17 protein-coding genes are annotated in these 18,594 nt (G+C 72.2%); 12 read left to right on the forward strand and 5 right to left on the reverse strand.

Going from position 1 to position 18,594, the window contains the following annotated elements; translation table 11 throughout:
* Nucleotides 1–9: 9 nt before the first annotated feature.
* The gene (gene hmgA, locus K7G59_RS26180; RefSeq protein ID WP_225838335.1) at nucleotides 10–1,323 is read right to left on the reverse strand and encodes a homogentisate 1,2-dioxygenase; all 1,314 of its coding nucleotides are present in this window, start codon (nucleotides 1,321–1,323) and stop codon (nucleotides 10–12) included.
* A 206-nt stretch (nucleotides 1,324–1,529) separates the two neighbouring features.
* On the opposite strand from hmgA, the gene K7G59_RS26185 reads away from it, so the two are divergent.
* The 7 genes from K7G59_RS26185 (at nucleotide 1,530) to K7G59_RS26215 (ending at nucleotide 9,661) form a co-directional block, all read left to right on the forward strand.
* Nucleotides 1,530–2,180, forward strand: a complete 651-nt coding sequence (locus K7G59_RS26185; RefSeq protein WP_225838338.1) for a hypothetical protein — start codon at nucleotides 1,530–1,532, stop codon at nucleotides 2,178–2,180.
* 90 nt (nucleotides 2,181–2,270) lie between these two features.
* Complete coding sequence (locus K7G59_RS26190) at nucleotides 2,271–2,891, forward strand: TetR/AcrR family transcriptional regulator (protein WP_225838340.1); 621 nt, start codon at nucleotides 2,271–2,273, stop codon at nucleotides 2,889–2,891.
* 118 nt (nucleotides 2,892–3,009) lie between these two features.
* Complete coding sequence (locus K7G59_RS26195) at nucleotides 3,010–5,295, forward strand: molybdopterin oxidoreductase family protein (RefSeq protein ID WP_225838343.1); 2,286 nt, start codon at nucleotides 3,010–3,012, stop codon at nucleotides 5,293–5,295.
* A gap of 120 nt (nucleotides 5,296–5,415) precedes the next feature.
* Nucleotides 5,416–5,991, forward strand: a complete 576-nt coding sequence (locus K7G59_RS26200) for a hypothetical protein (protein ID WP_225838346.1) — start codon at nucleotides 5,416–5,418, stop codon at nucleotides 5,989–5,991.
* Nucleotides 5,992–6,181: 190 nt separating this feature from the next.
* Nucleotides 6,182–7,093 carry a class F sortase gene (locus tag K7G59_RS26205; RefSeq protein WP_308295093.1) on the forward strand — a complete coding sequence of 304 codons (912 nt, stop codon included), beginning with the start codon at nucleotides 6,182–6,184 and terminating at the stop codon, nucleotides 7,091–7,093.
* Nucleotides 7,094–7,174: 81 nt separating this feature from the next.
* On the forward strand, nucleotides 7,175–8,563 hold the full coding sequence (locus K7G59_RS26210; RefSeq protein ID WP_225838348.1) for an aldehyde dehydrogenase family protein: 1,389 nt from the start codon (nucleotides 7,175–7,177) through the stop codon (nucleotides 8,561–8,563).
* A 15-nt stretch (nucleotides 8,564–8,578) separates the two neighbouring features.
* Complete coding sequence (locus K7G59_RS26215; RefSeq protein WP_225838350.1) at nucleotides 8,579–9,661, forward strand: Zn-dependent alcohol dehydrogenase; 1,083 nt, start codon at nucleotides 8,579–8,581, stop codon at nucleotides 9,659–9,661.
* Nucleotides 9,662–9,683: 22 nt separating this feature from the next.
* On the opposite strand, the gene K7G59_RS26220 is transcribed toward K7G59_RS26215, so the two are convergent.
* A complete protein-coding gene (locus tag K7G59_RS26220; RefSeq protein WP_225838353.1) occupies nucleotides 9,684–10,397 on the reverse strand; it encodes a helix-turn-helix transcriptional regulator in 714 nt (237 codons plus the stop codon).
* Nucleotides 10,398–10,452: 55 nt separating this feature from the next.
* Nucleotides 10,453–11,094 (reverse strand): TetR/AcrR family transcriptional regulator, encoded by a 642-nt coding sequence (locus K7G59_RS26225; protein ID WP_225838356.1) that lies wholly within the window; start codon nucleotides 11,092–11,094, stop codon nucleotides 10,453–10,455.
* Between the two features lie 86 nt (nucleotides 11,095–11,180).
* Between K7G59_RS26225 and K7G59_RS26230 the strand changes: the two genes are divergently transcribed.
* From K7G59_RS26230 to K7G59_RS26240, 3 genes are all read left to right on the forward strand, one after another.
* Nucleotides 11,181–12,332: an acyl-CoA dehydrogenase family protein gene (locus K7G59_RS26230; protein ID WP_225838452.1), complete on the forward strand. Its 1,152-nt coding sequence runs from the start codon at nucleotides 11,181–11,183 to the stop codon at nucleotides 12,330–12,332.
* Nucleotides 12,333–12,404: 72 nt separating this feature from the next.
* The gene (locus K7G59_RS26235; RefSeq protein WP_225838359.1) at nucleotides 12,405–12,692 is read left to right on the forward strand and encodes a YiaA/YiaB family inner membrane protein; all 288 of its coding nucleotides are present in this window, start codon (nucleotides 12,405–12,407) and stop codon (nucleotides 12,690–12,692) included.
* Between the two features lie 113 nt (nucleotides 12,693–12,805).
* On the forward strand, nucleotides 12,806–13,447 hold the full coding sequence (locus K7G59_RS26240) for a TetR/AcrR family transcriptional regulator (RefSeq protein ID WP_225838454.1): 642 nt from the start codon (nucleotides 12,806–12,808) through the stop codon (nucleotides 13,445–13,447).
* Here the strand turns inward: K7G59_RS26240 and K7G59_RS26245 are convergent.
* Nucleotides 13,438–13,899 (reverse strand): MaoC family dehydratase, encoded by a 462-nt coding sequence (locus tag K7G59_RS26245; protein ID WP_225838361.1) that lies wholly within the window; start codon nucleotides 13,897–13,899, stop codon nucleotides 13,438–13,440. The two genes, K7G59_RS26240 and K7G59_RS26245, sit on opposite strands and share 10 nt — an antisense overlap.
* Nucleotides 13,900–14,010: 111 nt before the next feature.
* Here K7G59_RS26245 and soxR point away from each other — a divergent pair, with 111 nt between their 5' ends.
* Nucleotides 14,011–14,469: a redox-sensitive transcriptional activator SoxR gene (soxR, locus tag K7G59_RS26250; protein ID WP_225838362.1), complete on the forward strand. Its 459-nt coding sequence runs from the start codon at nucleotides 14,011–14,013 to the stop codon at nucleotides 14,467–14,469.
* A 512-nt stretch (nucleotides 14,470–14,981) separates the two neighbouring features.
* Here the strand turns inward: soxR and K7G59_RS26255 are convergent.
* Nucleotides 14,982–15,584 (reverse strand): hypothetical protein, encoded by a 603-nt coding sequence (locus tag K7G59_RS26255; RefSeq protein WP_225838363.1) that lies wholly within the window; start codon nucleotides 15,582–15,584, stop codon nucleotides 14,982–14,984.
* 214 nt (nucleotides 15,585–15,798) lie between these two features.
* Here K7G59_RS26255 and K7G59_RS26260 point away from each other — a divergent pair, with 214 nt between their 5' ends.
* Nucleotides 15,799–18,582, forward strand: a complete 2,784-nt coding sequence (locus K7G59_RS26260) for a penicillin acylase family protein (protein WP_225838364.1) — start codon at nucleotides 15,799–15,801, stop codon at nucleotides 18,580–18,582.
* Nucleotides 18,583–18,594: the final 12 nt, after the last annotated feature.

Below are 18,594 nucleotides of genomic sequence, written 5' to 3' on the forward strand. Positions count from 1 at the left end.
CCGGAGTGGTCAGGACAACCGGAAGTGCCGTTCGAGGCCCTGCCACACGTCGTCGTAGCGCTGCTGGAGGTGCTCCGCCCCGGCGGCCTGCGGGGTGAGCGTCAGCGGCCAGCGGGTCTCGAACATGAACGCCAGGCCGTCGTCGATCTTCTGCGGCCTCAGCTCGGCCGCGCTCGCCCGGTCGAAGGTCTCCCGGTCCGGGCCGTGCGCCGACATCATGTTGTGCAACGAGCCGCCGCCCGGCACGAAACCCTCCGCCTTCGCGTCGTAGGCACCCTCGATCAGGCCCATGTACTCGCTCATCACGTTCCGGTGGAAGTACGGCGGCCGGAAGGTGTCCTCGCCCACCAGCCAGCGCGGCGCGAAGACCACGAAGTCGACGCCGGCCAGGCCCGGGGTGTCGGACGGGGACGTCAGGACCGTGAAGATGGACGGGTCCGGGTGGTCGTACGAGATGCTGCCGATCACATTGAAACGGCGCAGATCGTAGACGTACGGCACATGGTTGCCGTGCCAGGCGACCACATCCAGGGGGGAGTGGGCGTACGCGGCCGTCCAGAGGTTGCCACAGAACTTGTTCACCACCTCCACCGGGCCGTCCACGTCCTCGTACGCGGCGACCGGCGCCCGGAAGTCCCGGGCGTTGGCGAGCCCATTGGCGCCGATCGGCCCGAGGTCGGGGAGCTGGAACGGCGCCCCATAGTTCTCGCACACATATCCGCGGGCCGTCTCGTCCAGCAGTTCCACACGGAAGCGCACCCCACGGGGGATCAGCGCCACCTCGGCCGGTTCGACATGGAGTCGGCCGAACTCGGTGTGCAGCAGCAGCCCGCCGCGCTCCGGCACGATCAGCAGCTCGCCGTCGGCATCGCTGAACACGCGCTCCATCGACGAGTTGGCGTGGTACAGGTGCACCGCCATGCCGCTGCGCTGGGCCGCGTCGCCGTTGCCGCCCAGCGTCCACAGGCCGCCGAGGAAGTCGGTTCCCGCGGGCGGCTGCGGCAGCGGGTTCCAGCGCAGTCGGTTCGGGTCGGGCACCGCCTCGGTGAAGGGGGCCGTGCGGATCGCGCCGTTGCCGGTCAGGGTGAACGCAGGGTGCGCGGCCGACGGGCGGATGCGGTACAGCCAGGAGCGGCGGTTGTGGGCGCGCGGCTCGGTGAACGCCGAACCGCTCAGCTGCTCCGCGTACAGGCCGAGCGGTGCCCGCTGCGGCGAGTTGCGGCCCTCGGGCAGGGCACCCGGCACCGCTTCCGAGGCGTGCTCGTTCCCGAACCCGGACAGATAAGACAGCCCCTCGGCCGTCTTCCGCGCGTCCCCGCTCATGCTCGCTCCCTTGCGACCTTGTGACGCTGATTCCTTGATTCCTATGTAACACCGTAGGAATGTGTGGGTGCGGACGCAAGAGGTCTCCACCCCTTTCCCGTGCCGTCCGCCCAGGGGCGCTCCTCGCGGTCCTCCACCCCGGGGAGGAGGAGAACCAGACTTCAGACGGATCCGGGTGCCGGAAGGGGTGTTCTAGTCTCCGGAGCATGTCGTGGACGTCGTGGACGCGTAACTCCCTCACCGCCCTTGCGGTCTGCGTCCTGCTGCCGCTCGGTGTGGCGGGCTGCGGGACCGGCCAGGCGCACGGGCGTGGCAGTGCCGTGTCCTCCTCACCGGTGGGCAAGGTCCTGGACGACACCGACGAGACCGGCCGGCACCTGCGCGAGGTCGACCGGGAGGACGCGCCCGAGGTCGGCGTGGAGGTCACCCCCGACTCCGGCGGCGGCTGGGACGTCCTGCTGACGTTCCGGAACTTCCGCCTCTCCCCGGCCCACGCGAAGCCGCGGGCGGTGCCCGGGCGCGGACTCGCCTACCTCTTCCTGGACGGCCACCGGGTCGCCCGGCTGCACACTCGTGAGTTCCACCTGGCCGGCCACCTTGTCCCGCGCGGCACCCACCACGTCACCGCCCGCCTGTACGCCGACGACGGCACCGTGTGGGCCGTCCGCGGCAAGAAGGTCGAGAGCACCGCCGACATCACGGCGTCCGGCGCGGACGCGGACTCGGGTGCGGACCCGGACCCGGACCCGGGCGCAGCCTCGGACCAGGGCGCGGGCCCGACGGTCTTCCACTCCGCCGTCCGGCGCTCCACGGCCTCGCCCCCCGCCACCACCACGGCCTTCACCGCCGGGCGGTGAGTGCCACGGGCACGCTTCTTCGTACTCTGGTGCGGGGCCTGTGCGTCAGTACGTCAGAGGGGCCCCGCCCGGACCCGGCGGAAAGGCATCATGAAGCCCGTGCCCGATGCGACATCGCTGCGCTGCGCCCCCGTCCAGCGGCGCAGTGCCGAACGACTGACCAGGATCCTCGACGCCTGTGCCGACCTGCTGGACGAGGTCGGCTACGACGCCCTGAGCACCCGGGCCGTCGCCCAGCGCGCCGGAGTGCCCATCGGCTCCGTCTACCGGTTCTTCGGCAACAAACGGCAGATGGCCGGCGCCCTCGCCCAGCGCAACCTGGACCGGTACACCGAGCGGGTCACCGAGCGCCTGGAACACGCACAGGGCGGAGACTGGCGTGCCGCCGTGGACGCCGTACTGGACGAGTACCTGAGCATGAAGCGCACCGCGCCCGGCTTCTCCCTGATCGACTTCGGCAACCAGATCCCGCTCGGCGACGCCCGCCACGCCGAGCCCAACACCCGGGTCGCCGACCGGCTCACCGAACTCCTCTCCGGCTTCCTCGGCCGGACCCCCGACGAAGAGCTGCGGCGCGTCTTCCTCGTGGCCGTGGAGAGCGCGGACACCCTCGTGCAACTGGCCTTCCGGATCGCCCCCCAGGGTGACGAGGCGATCATCCACGAGACGCGGGAGCTGCTGCGGGCGTACCTGGGGCGTGTGCTCGACTGAGGGGTGCCCTGACGGCAGCAGGGGACTCCCCTCCGTGCCTACCGGTCGGTATGCTCACGTCTCCGAGCCTGACTCTGACCGTGCTCGCCCGGCACCGACGCCGACCCCTGGAGGATCCGTGTCCCGCACCGCCCTGCGAATCTGCCCCCTGTGCGAGGCCACCTGCGGGCTGACCCTCACCGTCGACGGCACCCGCGTCACCGGCGCCCGCGGCGACCGCGAGGACGTCTTCAGCAAGGGTTTCATCTGCCCGAAGGGCGCCTCCTTCGGTGCCGTCGACGGCGACCCGGACCGGCTGCGCACCCCGCTCGTACGCAAGGACGGCGCCCTGCGCGAGGCCACCTGGGAGGAGGCCTTCGACGCGGTCGCCGCCGGGCTGCGCCCGGTCGTGGAGCGGTACGGCGCCGACTCCGTCGGCGTGGTCCTCGGCAACCCCAACGTGCACACCATGGCCGGCGCCCTCTACCCGCCGGTGCTGCTCGGCGCGCTGCGTACCCGGAGCCTGTTCACCGCCTCCACCGTCGACCAGATGCCCAAGCACGTCTCCAGCGGGCTGCTCTTCGGCGACGCGAACGCCATCCCGGTGCCCGACCTCGACCGCACCGGCCATCTCCTGCTGATCGGCGCCAACCCCCTGGAGTCCAACGGCAGCCTGTGCACCGCCCCCGACTTCCCCGGCAAGCTCAAGGCGCTCCGCGCCCGCGGCGGCACCCTCACCGTCGTCGACCCGCGCCGCACCCGCACCGCCCGCCTCGCCGACCGGCACCTCGCGATCCGCCCCGGCACCGACGCCCTGCTGCTCGCCGCGATGGTCACCGTGCTGTTCGAGGAGGACCTGGCCGACCTCAAGGACCTGGCCCCGCATGTGCGGGGAGTGGCCGAAGTGCGGGAGGCCCTGCGGGACTTCACCCCAGAGGCGGTCGCCGGGGCCTGCGACGTCGACGCGGACGTCATCCGCACCCTCGCCCGTGAACTCGCCGCCGCCCCCACCGCCGCCGTCTACGCCCGTATCGGCAGCTGCACCGTCGCGCACGGCACCCTGGCGAGCTGGCTGGTCGACGTCCTCAACATCCTCACCGGCAACCTCGACCGCCCCGGCGGTGCCCTCTTCCCCCAAGCCGCCACCGACAGGACGCCCCGCCCAGCAGGCCCCGGCCATGGCTTCGCTCTCGGCCGCTGGCACTCCCGGGTACGACGACTGCCCGAGGCCAAGGGCGAGTTGCCGTTCTCCGCGCTGGCCGAGGAGATCGACACCGCGACCGACGAGGGCGAGCCGGTCCGCGCGCTCGTCGTCGTCGCCGCCAACCCGGTGCTGTCCGCACCCGACGGCGACCGCCTCGACAAGGCCCTGGAATCACTGGACTTCATGGTCAGCGTCGACCCGTACCTGAACGAGACCTCGCGCCACGCGGACGTGGTCCTGCCGCCGCCCCCGCCCGCGCAGAGCCCGCACCACGACTTCGCCTTCAACACCCTCGCCGTGCGCAACCAGGTCCGCTACACCCGGCCCGCGATCCCGCTGGAGCCCGGCCGCATGGCCGAGTCCGAGATACTCGCCAGGCTGATCCTGGCCGCGACCGGCATGCACGGCGCCGACCCGGCCGCCGTCGACGCGATGGTCGTCGACCAGACCCTCGCCAAGGCCGTCCAGGATCCCCACTCCCCGGTGTACGGCCGTGACCCCGTGGCACTCGCCACGCAGCTCACCGGCGACAACGGCCCGGAGCGGCGCCTTGACCTGATGCTGCGCCTCGGCCCGTACGGCGACGGCTTCGGTGCCCGGCCCGACGGGCTCACCCTGGCCGAGCTGCTCGCCCACCCGCACGGCATCGACCTCGGCCCGCTGCGCCCGCGTCTGCCGCAACCGCTGAAGACCCGCAGCGGGAAGATCGAGCTGCTGCCCGAGCCCGTCGCCGGCGACCTGCCCCGGCTGCGCGCGGCCCTGGCGGAACGCCCCGCGGGGCTGCTCCTCGTAGGCCGCCGCCATCTGCGCTCCAACAACAGCTGGATGCACAACGTGCCCGCCCTGACCGGCGGCAGCAACCGCTGCACCGTGCACATCCACCCGGAGGACGCGGCACGCCTCGGCGTGCGGGACGGGGCGGACGTACGCGTGAAGGGCGCCGGGGGAGAGGTGACCGCCCCGGCCGAGGTCACCGACAGCGTCCGGCCGGGCGTGGTGAGCATTCCGCACGGCTGGGGCCACGACCGTCCGGGAACCCGCCTGACCCACGCCGCCACCGCTCCCGGCGTCAATGTCAACCAGCTCCTCGACGGCAGCCTGCTCGACCCGCTGTCCGGCACCGCGGTCCTCAACGGAGTGCCCGTCGAGGTCGCCGTTGCCGCTGACCTCGGGGACGGCGGCGGGGGCGGACCGCAGGGCGCGCTCGGCGTTGCGCCGTAAGGGCGATATCCGAGCGGTTTTCGCGGGAACACGGCATCGCTTCGAGGATGGGCGGGGGCCGGTGACACACAGTCAGGCAAAGCAGATTGTATGAAAATCGCCTGCCTCGGAGTGTGGTTCATGCCGACCCCGTCCCTGCTCCGCCGCGCCGCCGCCTGCTCGGCCCTCGCCCTCGCGGGAACCGTCTTCCCGGGCGCACCGGCCGCCGCCGCGCCGCCCGGCGCCCATGGCGACATCAAGATCCACGTCGTGGGCACGGCCGTCGCCGCCCAGCGCAACCAGCCGAAGGTGTGCCGCTTCCATCTCGACGCCGTCGACTTCGGTGCGAACCAGAAGATCACCTGGACCATCGCGCCCCAGCCCGCCCAGCCCGGCGGCGCGACGCTCTACGGCACCCTCGCCCTGCCCCACGGCGTCGGCGCCGGCTCCGACCTGTTGCTGCCGGGCGGCCAGTACAGGCTGACCTGGAACGTCGTCGGCGTCCCCGGCGCGGGCAAGCTCAAGGTGTTCCACGTCGACTGTCCGAACGACCCCGGCGGCGGTCACGGCCCCAACGGCGGCCCGCCCGCCGGTGGCGGCGGACTGGCCCGCAGTGAGGCCTTCAGCCCGGTCGTCGGGGCCGGCGCCGTCGGTCTCGCCGCGGTCGGCGGGACGGTCTGGTTCCGGCTCCGCCGCCGCCCGCATGGTGCCGCGTAGTCAGGTTCGCGGGCCCTCCCGGGCCCCCGTCGCCCGCCCCGGACGTGCCGCCGCCCCGGTCGCGCGGCGCGTCCCGCCCCACAGGCCGTGGCACCGCACGCGCGCCTACCGCCTGGCCCGCACGGTAGCGCTGACCGTCGTCCTGGTGGTGACCGGCGCCCGGTGCGCCGCCGGCGGCGACGGCCCCGTCATGGACCCCTCGGACACCGGCGCGACGGGCGTCCGCTCGGACGCCCGGGGCGGCGAGCGGCCTCCGGGGGGACGGCAGGGGCACGGGCCGGCGTCGGACGGGGGGCGGGGCGGCGGATCTTCGTCGGGAAACGGGTCCGCCGCGGGGAGTGGCCCCTCGGCGGCCCGCGCGCCTGCCTCCGGCAGCGGCTCCGCGTCGCACGGTCGGCCCCGCTCCCCGTCGGACGCTCGTTCCCCGTCGGACGGCCGGTCCCCGGCACCGCCGCAGCGCCCGTCCCCGGCGGGCCCCGCGGCCCAGGGCCCGACCGCATCCGCGCAGGCGAACCGTGCGCCCGGCGCCCGGCCGGGTACCACGTCCGCCCCGCAGGCCCCCCGCCCCTCGCCCCTGCCCCGGTCCCGTGCCACCGCCCTCGCCATCCCCTACCTCAGCGTCGACGCCCCGGTCATGGCACTCCGGCTCGACGGCGAGCACCGCATGACCGCCCCGCCGGACGACCACGCGAAGCTGGTCGGCTGGTACCAGGACGGCCCCTCGCCGGGCGAGCAGGGCACCGCGGTCGCCGTCGGGCATCTCGACACCGATACCGGACCCGCCGTCTTCGCGGGTCTGTCGCAGCTGAGCGCCGGCCGGGTCATCGAGGTCCGCCGCGCCGACGGCCGTACCGCCGTCTACACCGTGGACGCCGTGCGCACCTTCGAGAAGGCACATTTCCCCGACCGCGAGGTCTACGGTGACCGGGGCCGCCCCGAACTGCGGCTGATCACCTGCGGCGGCGCCTACCACCGTCGGACCGGCTACGCCGGAAACGTGGTCGTCTTCGCCCATCTCACGGGCGTCCGCGCCCCGGGCACCGCGGTGGGCGCACACGGAGAACCGACCCCGAAGAGTGAGCGTACGCCTGCCCGGCGATGATGACCCGGTACGTCTGGCGCAGAAAAACTAACGTCGCTAGTTTGTGTGCCGGACGAGGTGAGCACGCCGGGAGGGAACAGCATGAAGGCACACGACGGGCTGTACATCGACGGCGCCTGGCGGTCCGCCGGGAGCCAGGACGTGATCGAGGTCGTGAACCCGTCCGACGAGCAGGTCATCGGACGGGTCCCGGCGAGCGGCGCCCTGGACGTCGACACCGCTGTACGCGCAGCGCGCGCCGCGCTGCCCGGCTGGGCGGCCACGCCCCCCGCCGAGCGGGCCGCCCGCCTGGCCGCGCTGCGAGACGCGCTCGTGGCACGCAAGGACGAGATCGCCGAGACCGTCACCGCCGAACTCGGTTCCCCGCTGACGTTCTCGCAGACCGTCCACGCCGGTGTGCCGATCGCGGTCGCGGGCTCCTACGCCGAGCTGGCCGCGACCCATTCCTTCGAGGAGCGGGTGGCCAACTCGACCGTCCTGCACGAGCCGATCGGCGTCGTCGGCGCCATCACCCCCTGGAACTACCCGCTGCACCAGATCGTCGCCAAGGTCGCCCCGGCGCTCGCCGCGGGCTGCACGATCGTCGTCAAGCCCGCCGAGGACACCCCGCTCACCGCCCAGCTCTTCGCCGAGGCCGTGCACGAGGCGGGCGTACCGGCCGGCGTGTTCAACCTGGTCACCGGGCTCGGCCCGGTCGCCGGGCAGGCGCTCGCCGAACACCCGGGCGTCGACCTGGTCTCCTTCACCGGCTCCACGGCGGTCGGCCGGCAGATCGGCGCGGTGGCGGGGGCGGCGGTGAAGAAGGTCGCGCTCGAACTCGGCGGCAAGTCCGCCAACGTCATCCTGCCGAGCGCCGACCTCGCCAAGGCCGTGAACGTCGGTGTCGCCAACGTGATGTCCAACTCCGGCCAGACGTGCAGCGCCTGGACCCGCATGCTGGTCCACACCGACCAGTACGACGAGGCCGTCGAGCTGGCCGTGGCCGCCGCCGCCAAGTACGGCGACCGCATCGGCCCGCTCGTCAGTGCCAAGCAGCGGGCCCGTGTGTGCGGTTACATCGAGAAGGGCATCGCCGAGGGCGCCCGCCTGGTCGCCGGCGGCCCCGAATCCCCGCGCGAGCGGGGCTGGTTCGTCAGCCCGACGGTCTTCGCCGATGTGACACCGGACATGACGATCGCCCAGGAGGAGATCTTCGGTCCGGTCCTGAGCATCCTGCGCTACACCGACGAGGACGACGCCCTGCGTATCGCCAACGACACCGTCTACGGCCTCGCAGGTGCCGTCTGGGCCGGCGACGAGGCCGAGGCCGTGGCCTTCGCCCGGCGCATGGACACCGGCCAGGTCGACATCAACGGCGGCCGGTTCAACCCCCTCGCCCCCTTCGGCGGATACAAGCAGTCCGGGGTCGGCCGGGAACTCGGCGCGCATGGACTCGCCGAGTACCTTCAGACCAAGTCCCTCCAGTTCTAAGGAAGTCCCCGAGCCATGGCCGTACGAGCCGCCGTCCTGCCCGCCATCGGCGCCCCGCTGGAAATCACCGGCATCGAGCTGCCCGACCCGGGCCCCGGACAGGTCCGGGTCCGCCTCGCCGCCGCCGGGGTCTGCCACTCCGACCTGTCCCTGTCCAACGGCACCATGCGGGTGCCGGTCCCGGCGGTCCTCGGCCACGAGGGCGCCGGCACCGTCGTCGCCGTGGGGGAGGGGGTCACGCATGTGGCCCCCGGCGCCCCCGTGGTCCTCAACTGGGCCCCCTCCTGCGGGCGTTGCCACGCCTGCGGGCTGGGCGAGGTCTGGCTGTGCGCCAACGCGATGAACGGCGCCGCCGGCGTCCACGCCCGCACCGTCGACGGCACGGACCTCCACCCCGGCCTGAACGTCGCCGCGTTCGCCGAGGAGACCGTGGTCGACGCGTCCTGCGTCCTGCCCCTGCCGGACGGGGTGCCGCTCACCGACGCCGCCCTCCTCGGCTGTGCCGTCCTCACCGGCTACGGCGCCGTCCACCACTCGGCCCGGGTCCAGCCCGGTGAGACGGTCGCGGTGTTCGGCGTGGGAGGGGTCGGCCTGGCCACCCTCCAGTCGGCCCGCATCGCCGGTGCGTCCCGGATCGTCGCGGTGGACGTCTCCCCCGGGAAGGAGGAGCTGGCCCGAGCGGCCGGCGCCACCGACTACGTCCTGGCCTCCGAGAACACCCCGCGCGAGATCCGTGCCCTCACCGGCAAGCAGGGCGTCGACGTCGCCGTGGAGTGCGTCGGCCGGGCGGTCAGCATCCGTGCCGCCTGGGACTCCACCCGCCGGGGCGGCCGGACGACCGTCGTCGGCATCGGCGGCAAGGACGAGGAGGTCACCTTCAACGCCCTGGAGATCTTCCACTGGGGCCGCACCCTGTCCGGCTGTGTCTACGGCAACACCGATCCGGCCCGCGACCTGCCGGTGCTCGCCGAGCACGTACGCGAGGGGCGCCTCGACCTGTCCGCCCTGGTCACCGAACGCATCGGCCTGGAGGGCATCCCGGCCGCCTTCGACAACATGCTGGCAGGCAAGGGCGGCCGGGCGCTGGTGGTGTTCTGACCGCGGGCCGCGCCGATTCCGCTCAGCCCAGCCCCGCCACCTCGAGCCCGAGCAACGACGACAGCGCCCGCTCGCCCGACGGTGTCACCCGTACCGCCCGCTGGGAGCCGATGCGTTCGCACCACCCGGCGTCCAGGGCGTGCCGGCACAGCGCGGCGCCCGCGGCTCCCGCGAGGTGCGGACGCCGCTCGGTCCAGTCGAGGCATGCGCGGGCGAGCGGGCGGCGGCTCCCGTGGTCGAGCGTGATGCCCACCACGCCGAACCACTCCAGCCCCGCGTCCGTCAGCGCGAACCCGGTGTCCTGCCGCAGCAGTCCGCGTGCCGTGAGCGCGTCCGTGAGCGCGATGCCGAGCCGGCCGGCCAGGTGGTCGTAACACGTGCGGCCCCGCGCCATCGCGGAGCGGGCGCTCGACTCCCGCAGGTTGCGCGGGCGTTGCCGCAGCGGGTCCGCCGGGACCTGGGCGGCCAGTTCCTCGACGAGCTGGGCCACCCGCGCGTCGGCGAGCCGCACATACCGGTGCCGGCCCTGCCGTTCCCCGGCGAGCAGTCCGCCCGCGACCAGCTTCCCCAGGTGCTCGCTGAGCGTGGACGGGGCGACCTCGGCGTGCCGGGCCAGCTCACCGGCCGTCCAGGCTCGCCCGTCCAGCAGCGCGAGCAGGCACGCCGCCCGGGTCTCGTCGGCGATCAGTGCGGCGAGCGAGGCGAGGCCCGCCGCCCGGGGGTCCCTGTCGGTCATACGCCCAGGATGCGGCACGGACGGTTCGGCGGTCACCGAAATGCCCTGACGGCGCTCACGCGTCCTGCCGCGCCTGCTCGAACTGCTGCGCCAGCCCGTCCAGCAGTGCCGTCAGTCCCGTCTCGAAGGCCCGCGCGTCGATCTTCTCCTGCTGCTCGGCCAGCAGGTGCGCCTGCCCGAGGTGGGGGTAGTCGGCGGGGTCGTACGCGCTCGCGTCGTCCACGAAGCCGCCGGCGAAGGAGCCGAGTGCGGAGCCCATGATGAAGTACCGCATCAGGGCGCCGATGGACGTGGCCTGGGCCGGTGGCCAGCCCGCCTCGACCATCGCGCCGTAGACCGCGTCGGCGAGCCGGAGCGCGGCGGGACGGCGTCCGGGGCCCCGGGCGAGGACCGGGACGATGTTCGGGTGGGCGCGCAGGGCGGCCCGGTAGGAGACGGCCCAGTCGTGCAGCGCGGTGCGCCAGTCCCGCCCGTCCTCGAACATCGACAGGTCGACCTGCGCGCTCACCGAGTCGGCGACCGCCTCCAGGATCTCGTCCTTGGTGCGGAAGTGGTTGTACAGCGAGGGCCCGCTCACCCCGAGCTCGGCGGCGAGCCGCCGGGTGGACACGGCCGCCAGGCCCTCCGTGTCCACGAGTTCGCGTGCCGTCCCGACGATCCGGTCGGTGCTGAGCAAGGGCTTGCGTGGTCGGGCCATGGCGCACATAGTAGGGCTGCAACCAGAAACTAGCACTGCTAATTTAAAGGTGCTGGCTTTCATGTCTCGTGTGGGGTGATCGCGTGGTGAACCTGGAGCTGAGCGAGGAGCAGGCCGCCGTCCGGCAGCTCGCCCGGGACTTCGTGGAGCGCGAGATCGCCCCCCACGTCGTCGCCTGGGACCGGAACGAGGAGGTCGACCGGGGCATCGTGAAGAAGCTCGGTGAGGTCGGCTTCCTCGGTCTGACCATCGACGAGGAGTACGGCGGCTCCGGCGGCGACCACGTCTCGTACTGCCTGGTCATGGAGGAGCTGGGCCGCGGTGACTCCTCGGTGCGCGGGATCGTGTCCGTCTCGCTCGGGCTCGTCGCCAAGGCCGTCGCCGCCTGGGGCAGCGAGGAGCAGAAGCGGCGCTGGCTGCCCGGACTGACCGCCGGTGCGTTCGTCGGCTGCTTCGGGCTCACCGAGCCCGGCACCGGCTCCGACGCGGGCAACCTCACCACCCGGGCGGTGCGCGACGGCGACGACTACGTCATCAACGGCACCAAGATGTTCATCACGAACGGCACCTGGGCCGACGTCGTCGTGCTCTTCGCCCGGTCCACGAACGCCCCCGGCCACAAGGGCGTCACCGCCTTCCTGGTCCCCACCGCCACGCCCGGTCTGACCCGCCGCACCCTTCACGGCAAGCTCGGCCTGCGCGGCCAGGCCACCGCCGAACTGGTGCTGGAGGACGTCCGGGTGCCCGCCTCGGCCATGCTGGGCGAGGAGGGCAAGGGGTTCTCCGTCGCCATGTCCGCGCTCGCCAAGGGGCGGATGTCGGTGGCCGCGGGCTGCGTCGGCATCGCCCAGGCCGCGCTGGACGCGGCCGTCGGGTACGCCGGGCAGCGGGAGCAGTTCGGCAGGTCCATCGCCCACCACCAGCTGGTGCAGGAGCTGATCAGCGACATCGCCGTCGACGTGGACGCCGCGCGCCTGCTGACCTGGCGGGTCGCCGATCTGATCGACCGTGGCCGGCCGTTCGCCGTCGAGTCCTCCAAGGCCAAGCTGTTCGCCTCCGAGGCCGCCGTCCGCGCCGCCAACAACGCCCTCCAGGTCTTCGGCGGTTACGGCTACATCGACGAGTACCCGGCCGGCAAACTCCTGCGCGACGCCCGCGTCATGACCCTCTACGAGGGCACCAGCCAGATCCAGAAGCTGCTCATCGGGCGTTCCCTGACGGGGGTTTCGGCGTTCTGAGTACCGTTTGAGTACACGTCCTGAGTATCCGGGCGGATGCGGCGCGGGCCCTCCCCGCCGGATGCTCGTCCCATGAGTGAGACACCCGTCAAGCAACAGGGCACGGCCGCCTTCTACGGTCAGGCCGTCGCGTCCTTCTCGGTGGCCATGGCCGCCACCGCCATCGGTATCTACCGGCTGAACGCCGACGCATGGGTGCGGGCCTTCCTGGCCATCGCCGTCCTCTACCTCGTCACGTCCGCCTTCACGCTCGCCAAGGTGGTCCGCGACCGCCAGGAGGCCGGGCAGATCGTCAGCCGCGTCGAGCAGGCCCGACTGGACAGGCTCCTGGCAGAGCACGACCCCTTCGAGAAGCTCTGAGCCGTCTTCGCGACGCTGCGGGCGGTTCTCGGGCAGCACCGGACGGCTACGCTAAGCGCTCGCTCACCCTCGGCGGTATGCTGGTGTTTCTGACCGAGAGGGGCGAGCGAGCGATGAGTACGGCGGAGGAGACGGCCGGCGGCGAGACCGAGCCGTGGGACGAGGTCACCCCTGACGCGGCCCGGCGGCTGCTGGTCGCCGCCGTGGAGGCCTTCGCCGAGCGCGGCTACCACGCGACGACGACCCGGGACATCGCGGGGCGCGCCGGCATGAGCCCGGCCGCGCTCTACATCCACTACAAGACCAAGGAAGAGCTGCTCCACCGGATCAGCCGGATCGGCCACGACAAGGCCCTCGACATCCTGCGCACCGCCGCGCGGCGCGAGGGCGGCGCCACCGAGCGGCTGGCCGACGCCGTCAGCTCCTTCGTCCGCTGGCACGCCGGCCGGCGCACCACCGCGCGGATCGTGCAGTACGAGCTGGAGGCGCTCGGGCCGGAGGCGCGCGCGGAGATCGTCGCGCTGCGCCGCCAGGTCGACGCCGAGGTGCGCGGGATCATCGAGGACGGTGTCGCCTCGGGTGAGTTCGACGTGCTGGATGTGCACGGCACCACCCTCGCCGTGCTGTCGCTGTGCATCGACGTGGCCCGCTGGTTCAACGTGGAGGGTCCGCGCACCCCCGAGGAGGTCGGCGCGCTCTACGCCGACCTCGTGCTGCGGATGGTGGGCGCGAACCGGGTCCGCGCTCAGAGGTAGTACCGGACCACCGACTCCGCGACGCAGACCGGCTTGTCGCCGCCCTCACGCTCCACGGTGAAGGTGACGGTGACCTGGACACCGCCCTTGACGTCCTCGACGCCGGTGATCGTGCCGGTGGAGCGCAGCCGGGAGCCGACCGGGACGGGGGAGGGGAAACGGACCTTGTTCGTCCCGTAGTTGACGCCCATCTTCGCGCCCTCGACGTTGATCAGCTGCGGGCCGAAGATCGGCAGCAGGGACAGCGTGAGGTAGCCGTGCGCGATCGTCGTCCCGAACGGCCCTCCGGCGGCCTTCTCCGGGTCCACGTGGATCCACTGGTGGTCCCCGGTGGCCTCGGCGAACAGATCGATCCGCTTCTGGTCGACCTCCAGCCAGTCCGTGTACCCCAGCTGCTCTCCCACGGCCGCCTTCAGCTCGTCGGGGGAGGTGAAGGTCCTCGGTTCCGCCATGTGCCCGGCCTCTCACTCGCGTCTCATTTGTCTAAGCAACTGCTTAGCATGCTCGGGTCGGGAGGCGATGTCAACGGCCGGCGATCCGGACCGGTCGGTAGTCTTGGCCGAGTGCCCCAGATTCCCGAGAAGATCCACGAGCTGACCGTCGGCCAGTTGTCCGCACGCAGCGGTGCCGCCGTGTCCGCCCTGCACTTCTACGAGGCCAAGGGCCTGATCAGCAGCCGCCGTACCTCCGGCAACCAGCGTCGCTACAGCCGTGACACCCTGCGCCGGGTGGCCTTCGTCCGCGCCGCCCAGCGGGTCGGGATCCCGTTGGCGACGATCCGTGAGGCCCTGGCCCAACTGCCCGAGGAGCGCACCCCCACCCGTGAGGACTGGGCCCGCCTCTCGGAGGTGTGGCGCACGGAACTCGACGAACGCATCAAGCAGCTGAACCGCCTGCGCAACCATCTGACGGACTGCATCGGCTGCGGATGCCTCTCCTTGGACACCTGTGTCCTGTCCAACCCGGACGACGTGTTCGGTGAGCGGCAGGCCGGGTCGAGGCTCATGGTGGAGGGCAGGTAGGCGTCAGCGCCTCGCGCACCGACTGGGCGGGGGCAGGGGGATCGGCCGTCCGGCGGGAGCAAGGTGTCCTCCGGGCCGATGCACGGGGCCCAGGCCCGGATGCCCGGCCGGCCTCGGTGCCGGTCAGGTGCCGCCCTCCTCGCCGTCCGATCGGCACCGGGCGGCCGTGAGCCGTACCGGCGGCGGCCGGCGGGGCGTACACGGTGGCCTCGGCGCTCGCGAGGCCCGGCTCGGCCGGCTCCGCCAGGATCCGCAGCGCCCTCGGCGTCCGGTTCGTACCGGTTGACCGGGGTGAAGTCGAGCGGCACGGACCAGCCGCGCACCCGTGCCCGTACCGCCCCGAGCGCCGGTGCGGAGACCCGCGCGGAGAGACTGCCGTGTCGTTACGGCGCGCGCCGTCGGTGGCGTGATGGCGCCCGCCGGGCCGGATCGGCCCCATGTCCCGGCGGTGCCGGACCCCACTGACCAGGGGGTGCGGCATTCCCCGGCGCACCCCCGGTTCGAGCCACGGGTCAGGCGGACATCAACAGCCGTTCGCTCCTGGCCTGCGCCAGGGCCTGGGGGGTGAGCACGGGCCGCGGCACCAGGATCCCGCAGTCCGTGCAGACCGGACCGGACGACGGCTCATGGACCAGCCCGTACTTCCAGGTGAGGCGCTCGCCGCCGCACACCGGGCAGCAGGTGCCCGGTTCCCGCCGCAGGGCGGCGATCAGCCGGCGCAGCACCTCGGCCAGGGGTGCGTCGGGGTGCACCCGCGGGTCGTCGCACCAGGCGACCCCGAACCCGCCCCAGGTCAGCCGGTGCCAGTCGTCCACACTGCCCGGCCGGCGCAGCCCGTCGTGCTTCTCTCTTCTGCGACGCTCGGTGAACTCGGTCTCGTACGCGAGCCAGACGGTACGCGCCTCCTCCAACTCCTGGAGCGCGGCCACCAGCCGCGCGGGGTCGGGGGAGCGGTCCTCGGGGCCGAAGCCCGCCCGGGAGCACAGATGGTCCCAGGTCGCCCGATGCCCGTAGGGGGCGAACTTCTCGAGGCACTTGCGCAGCGAGTACCGCCGCAGTGCCAGATCACAGCCCGGATCGCGTACCTGTCTCGCCAGACTCCGGAAACCGGCCATCGCCTTGCACCTCCGTCACACCTGCACCTGCACCTGTACTTCGGTCACTTCGGCGTCGTCGCACGGGCTTTGTGCGACGTCGTCCCGTAGACGTGTCGACAGGCGGTTCGGCTCCATCTCTTCTCGTCGTCTCCCAAAAAACTGACGTCTGTTCATCTTCCAACTCGGGGATACCGGCGGTAACGTCTGCCCACCCCCGTCGCTAGGAGCTGCCATGCCACGGCGAACCCCACGTATCGCCCTCGACAGACTGAGAACGCCTCGCGGATTCCCCGGGTTCCTGAAGACCGCATCCGTATGCGTCCTCGTCGCCGGACTGCTCTCCCCGCTCAGCCAGGCGGCGGCCGCCGAGGCCACCGTCTCGAACGACTACTGCGGCGGCGGGTGTTCGGACATCCTGCCGCCCGGCGAGAACGGTGACGCGACCCTCGCCGAGATCCTGCTCAACCAGATGTTCGGCACCCAGCCCGCGCACGCCGAGGACCAGCTCGGCCCGTACGCCAACCTGGCCACCGGCTACAAGACCCTGACCGACTCGACCGTCAACACCTTCTTCAACGACGCCTCGTTCGGCGTCCCCTCCGACCAGATCGCCTCGACCGAGGATCCGGCCGGCCGCGGTGACGTGAAGATCGTCCGCGACAAGAGGACCGGTGTGCCGCACATCACCGGCACCACCCGGTACGGCACCGAGTTCGGCGCCGGATACGCGGCGGCCGAGGACCGGCTGTGGCTGATGGACGTCTTCCGGCACGTGGGCCGTGGCCAGCTGACCTCCTTCGCGGGCGGCGCGCCGGCCAACCAGGGCCTTGAACAGCAGTTCTACCGCAACGCGCCCTACACCGAGGCCGACCTCCAGGCGCAGATCGACCACGCCGTGGCGACCAACGGCACACGTGGCCGGCAGGCCCTCGCGGACGTCAACGCCTACCTCGACGGCATCAACGCCTACATCGACGCCTCCGACAGCGGCCGGTACTTCCCCGGCGAGTACGACCTGACCGGCCACAAGGACCCGGTCACCAACGCCGGCACCATAGACCACTTCAAGGTCACCGACATGGTCGCCCTGGCCTCGGTCATCGGCTCCCTGTTCGGCTCCGGAGGCGGCGGCGAGGTCAACAACGCCCTGTCCCTGCTCGCCGCCCAGTCCAAGTACGGCGTCGAGGAGGGCACCAGGGTCTGGGAGTCCTTCCGCGAGCGCAACGACCCCGAGGCCGTCCTCACCGTCCACGACGGCGAGAGCTTCCCGTACGGCGCGAAGCCCGCCACCGCACAGGGCCAGGCCCTGCCCGACGCCGGCTCGGTCACCCAGGAACCGCTCGTCTACGACCGCACCGGCAGCGCGGCCACCACCACCGCCCAGAAGACATCCACCACCGCGGCGAGGACAGCCGTCGGCTCCGCCCGGCGCGGCATGTCCAACGCCCTCGTCGTCAGCGGCAAGTACACCGCCAGTGGCCACCCCATCGCCGTCTTCGGACCCCAGACCGGCTACTTCGCCCCGCAGCTGCTCCTGCTCCAGGAGATCCAGGGCCCCGGCATCAGCGCCCGCGGCGCCTCCTTCGCCGGCCTGAGCATGTACGTCGAACTCGGCCGCGGCCAGGACTACTCCTGGAGCGCGACCACCTCGGGTCAGGACATCATCGACACCTACGCCGTCGAACTGTGCCAGGACGACTACCACTACCTGTACCACGGCACCTGCACCGCCATGGACAAGGTCGAGCAGAAGAACTCCTGGTCACCCACCACGGCCGACAGCACACCGGCGGGGTCGTACACGATGCGCGTGTGGCGCACGAAGTACGGGCCGGTGGAGTACCGCGCGACCGTCGGCGGCAAGAAGGTCGCCTACACCACACTGCGCTCCTCCTACCTGCACGAGGCCGACTCCATCGTCGGCTTCCAGATGCTGAACGACCCGGGCTACGTCAAGGGTCCCGAGGACTTCCAGAGCGCGACCCAGCACATCAACTACACCTTCAACTGGTTCTACGCCGACTCCCAGCACACCGCCTACTACAACAGCGGTGACAACCCGGTCCGACCCGACGGCGTCGACGCCGAGTTCCCGGTGTGGGCACAGCCCGCCTACGAGTGGCGGAACTGGGACCCGGACACCAACACCGCGGACTACACCGCGCCCGCCGAGCACCCCGGCTCCATCGACCAGGACTACTACGTCTCCTGGAACAACAAGCAGGCAAAGGACTACACGACCGCGTCCTGGGGCGACGGCTCCGTGCACCGCGGGAACCTGCTCGAGGACCGGGTGAAGAAGCTGGTGGCGGCCGGCGGGGTGACCCGTGCCAAGCTGGTGCAGGCCATGGCCGACGCGGCCCTCGCCGACCTGCGCGCCGAGGACGTGGTGCCGAAGCTGCTCAAGGTCGTCAACTCCTCGCCGGTGACCGACCCCACGGCGGCCGACGCGGTGAACAAGCTCCAGGCGTGGATCACCGCGGGCGCCCGGCGCACGGAGACCTCGGCGGGTTCGAAGGCGTACGCGAACGCCGACGCGATCCGCATCCTGGACGCCTGGTGGCCGCTGCTGGTCAAGGCCGAGTTCGAACCCGGCCTGGGCAGCGACCTGTACAGCGCCTTCACCGGCAACCTGCCCGTCGACGAGTCCCCGTCCGCCGGACACGGCCCCACCGGCTCACACGCCGGAAGTGCCTTCCAGTACGGCTGGTGGAGCTATGTCGACAAGGACATCCGGGCCGTGGTCGGTGAGGACGTCAAGGGGGCCCTCGCCCAGAAGTACTGCGGTGGCGGCAGCCTCGGCGCCTGCCGGGACATCCTGATCAGCACCCTGAAGCAGGCCGCCGGCCTGACCGCCGCCCAGGTCTACCCGGGCGACGACCAGTGCTCGGCGGGCGACCAGTGGTGCGCCGACTCGATCGTCCAGCGCCCCCTGGGCGGCATCAAGCACGGCAGGATCAGCTGGCAGAACCGGCCGACCTTCCAGCAGGTCGTGGAGTACACCTCGCACCGGTGACATCCCGGCCGG

Origin of the sequence: Streptomyces sp. NK08204, from assembly GCF_020400585.1 — a bacterium.
Classification (GTDB): Bacteria; Actinomycetota; Actinomycetes; order Streptomycetales; family Streptomycetaceae; genus Streptomyces.

Bases quoted from the DNA above. Each gene is read 5' to 3' on its own strand.
- K7G59_RS26215 (WP_225838350.1), top strand. From the start codon at position 8,579: ATGGCCGTACGAGCCGCCGTCCTGCCCGCCATCGGCGCCCCGCTGGAA.
- hmgA (WP_225838335.1), bottom strand. From the start codon at position 1,323: ATGAGCGGGGACGCGCGGAAGACGGCCGAGGGGCTGTCTTATCTGTCC.
- K7G59_RS26240 (WP_225838454.1), top strand. From the start codon at position 12,806: ATGAGTACGGCGGAGGAGACGGCCGGCGGCGAGACCGAGCCGTGGGAC.
- K7G59_RS26210 (WP_225838348.1), top strand. From the start codon at position 7,175: ATGAAGGCACACGACGGGCTGTACATCGACGGCGCCTGGCGGTCCGCC.
- K7G59_RS26225 (WP_225838356.1), bottom strand. From the start codon at position 11,094: ATGGCCCGACCACGCAAGCCCTTGCTCAGCACCGACCGGATCGTCGGG.
- K7G59_RS26255 (WP_225838363.1), bottom strand. From the start codon at position 15,584: ATGGCCGGTTTCCGGAGTCTGGCGAGACAGGTACGCGATCCGGGCTGT.
- K7G59_RS26220 (WP_225838353.1), bottom strand. From the start codon at position 10,397: ATGACCGACAGGGACCCCCGGGCGGCGGGCCTCGCCTCGCTCGCCGCA.
- K7G59_RS26205 (WP_308295093.1), top strand. From the start codon at position 6,182: ATGGACCCCTCGGACACCGGCGCGACGGGCGTCCGCTCGGACGCCCGG.
- K7G59_RS26190 (WP_225838340.1), top strand. From the start codon at position 2,271: ATGAAGCCCGTGCCCGATGCGACATCGCTGCGCTGCGCCCCCGTCCAG.
- K7G59_RS26235 (WP_225838359.1), top strand. From the start codon at position 12,405: ATGAGTGAGACACCCGTCAAGCAACAGGGCACGGCCGCCTTCTACGGT.
- K7G59_RS26185 (WP_225838338.1), top strand. From the start codon at position 1,530: ATGTCGTGGACGTCGTGGACGCGTAACTCCCTCACCGCCCTTGCGGTC.
- K7G59_RS26200 (WP_225838346.1), top strand. From the start codon at position 5,416: ATGCCGACCCCGTCCCTGCTCCGCCGCGCCGCCGCCTGCTCGGCCCTC.
- K7G59_RS26245 (WP_225838361.1), bottom strand. From the start codon at position 13,899: ATGGCGGAACCGAGGACCTTCACCTCCCCCGACGAGCTGAAGGCGGCC.
- K7G59_RS26260 (WP_225838364.1), top strand. From the start codon at position 15,799: ATGCCACGGCGAACCCCACGTATCGCCCTCGACAGACTGAGAACGCCT.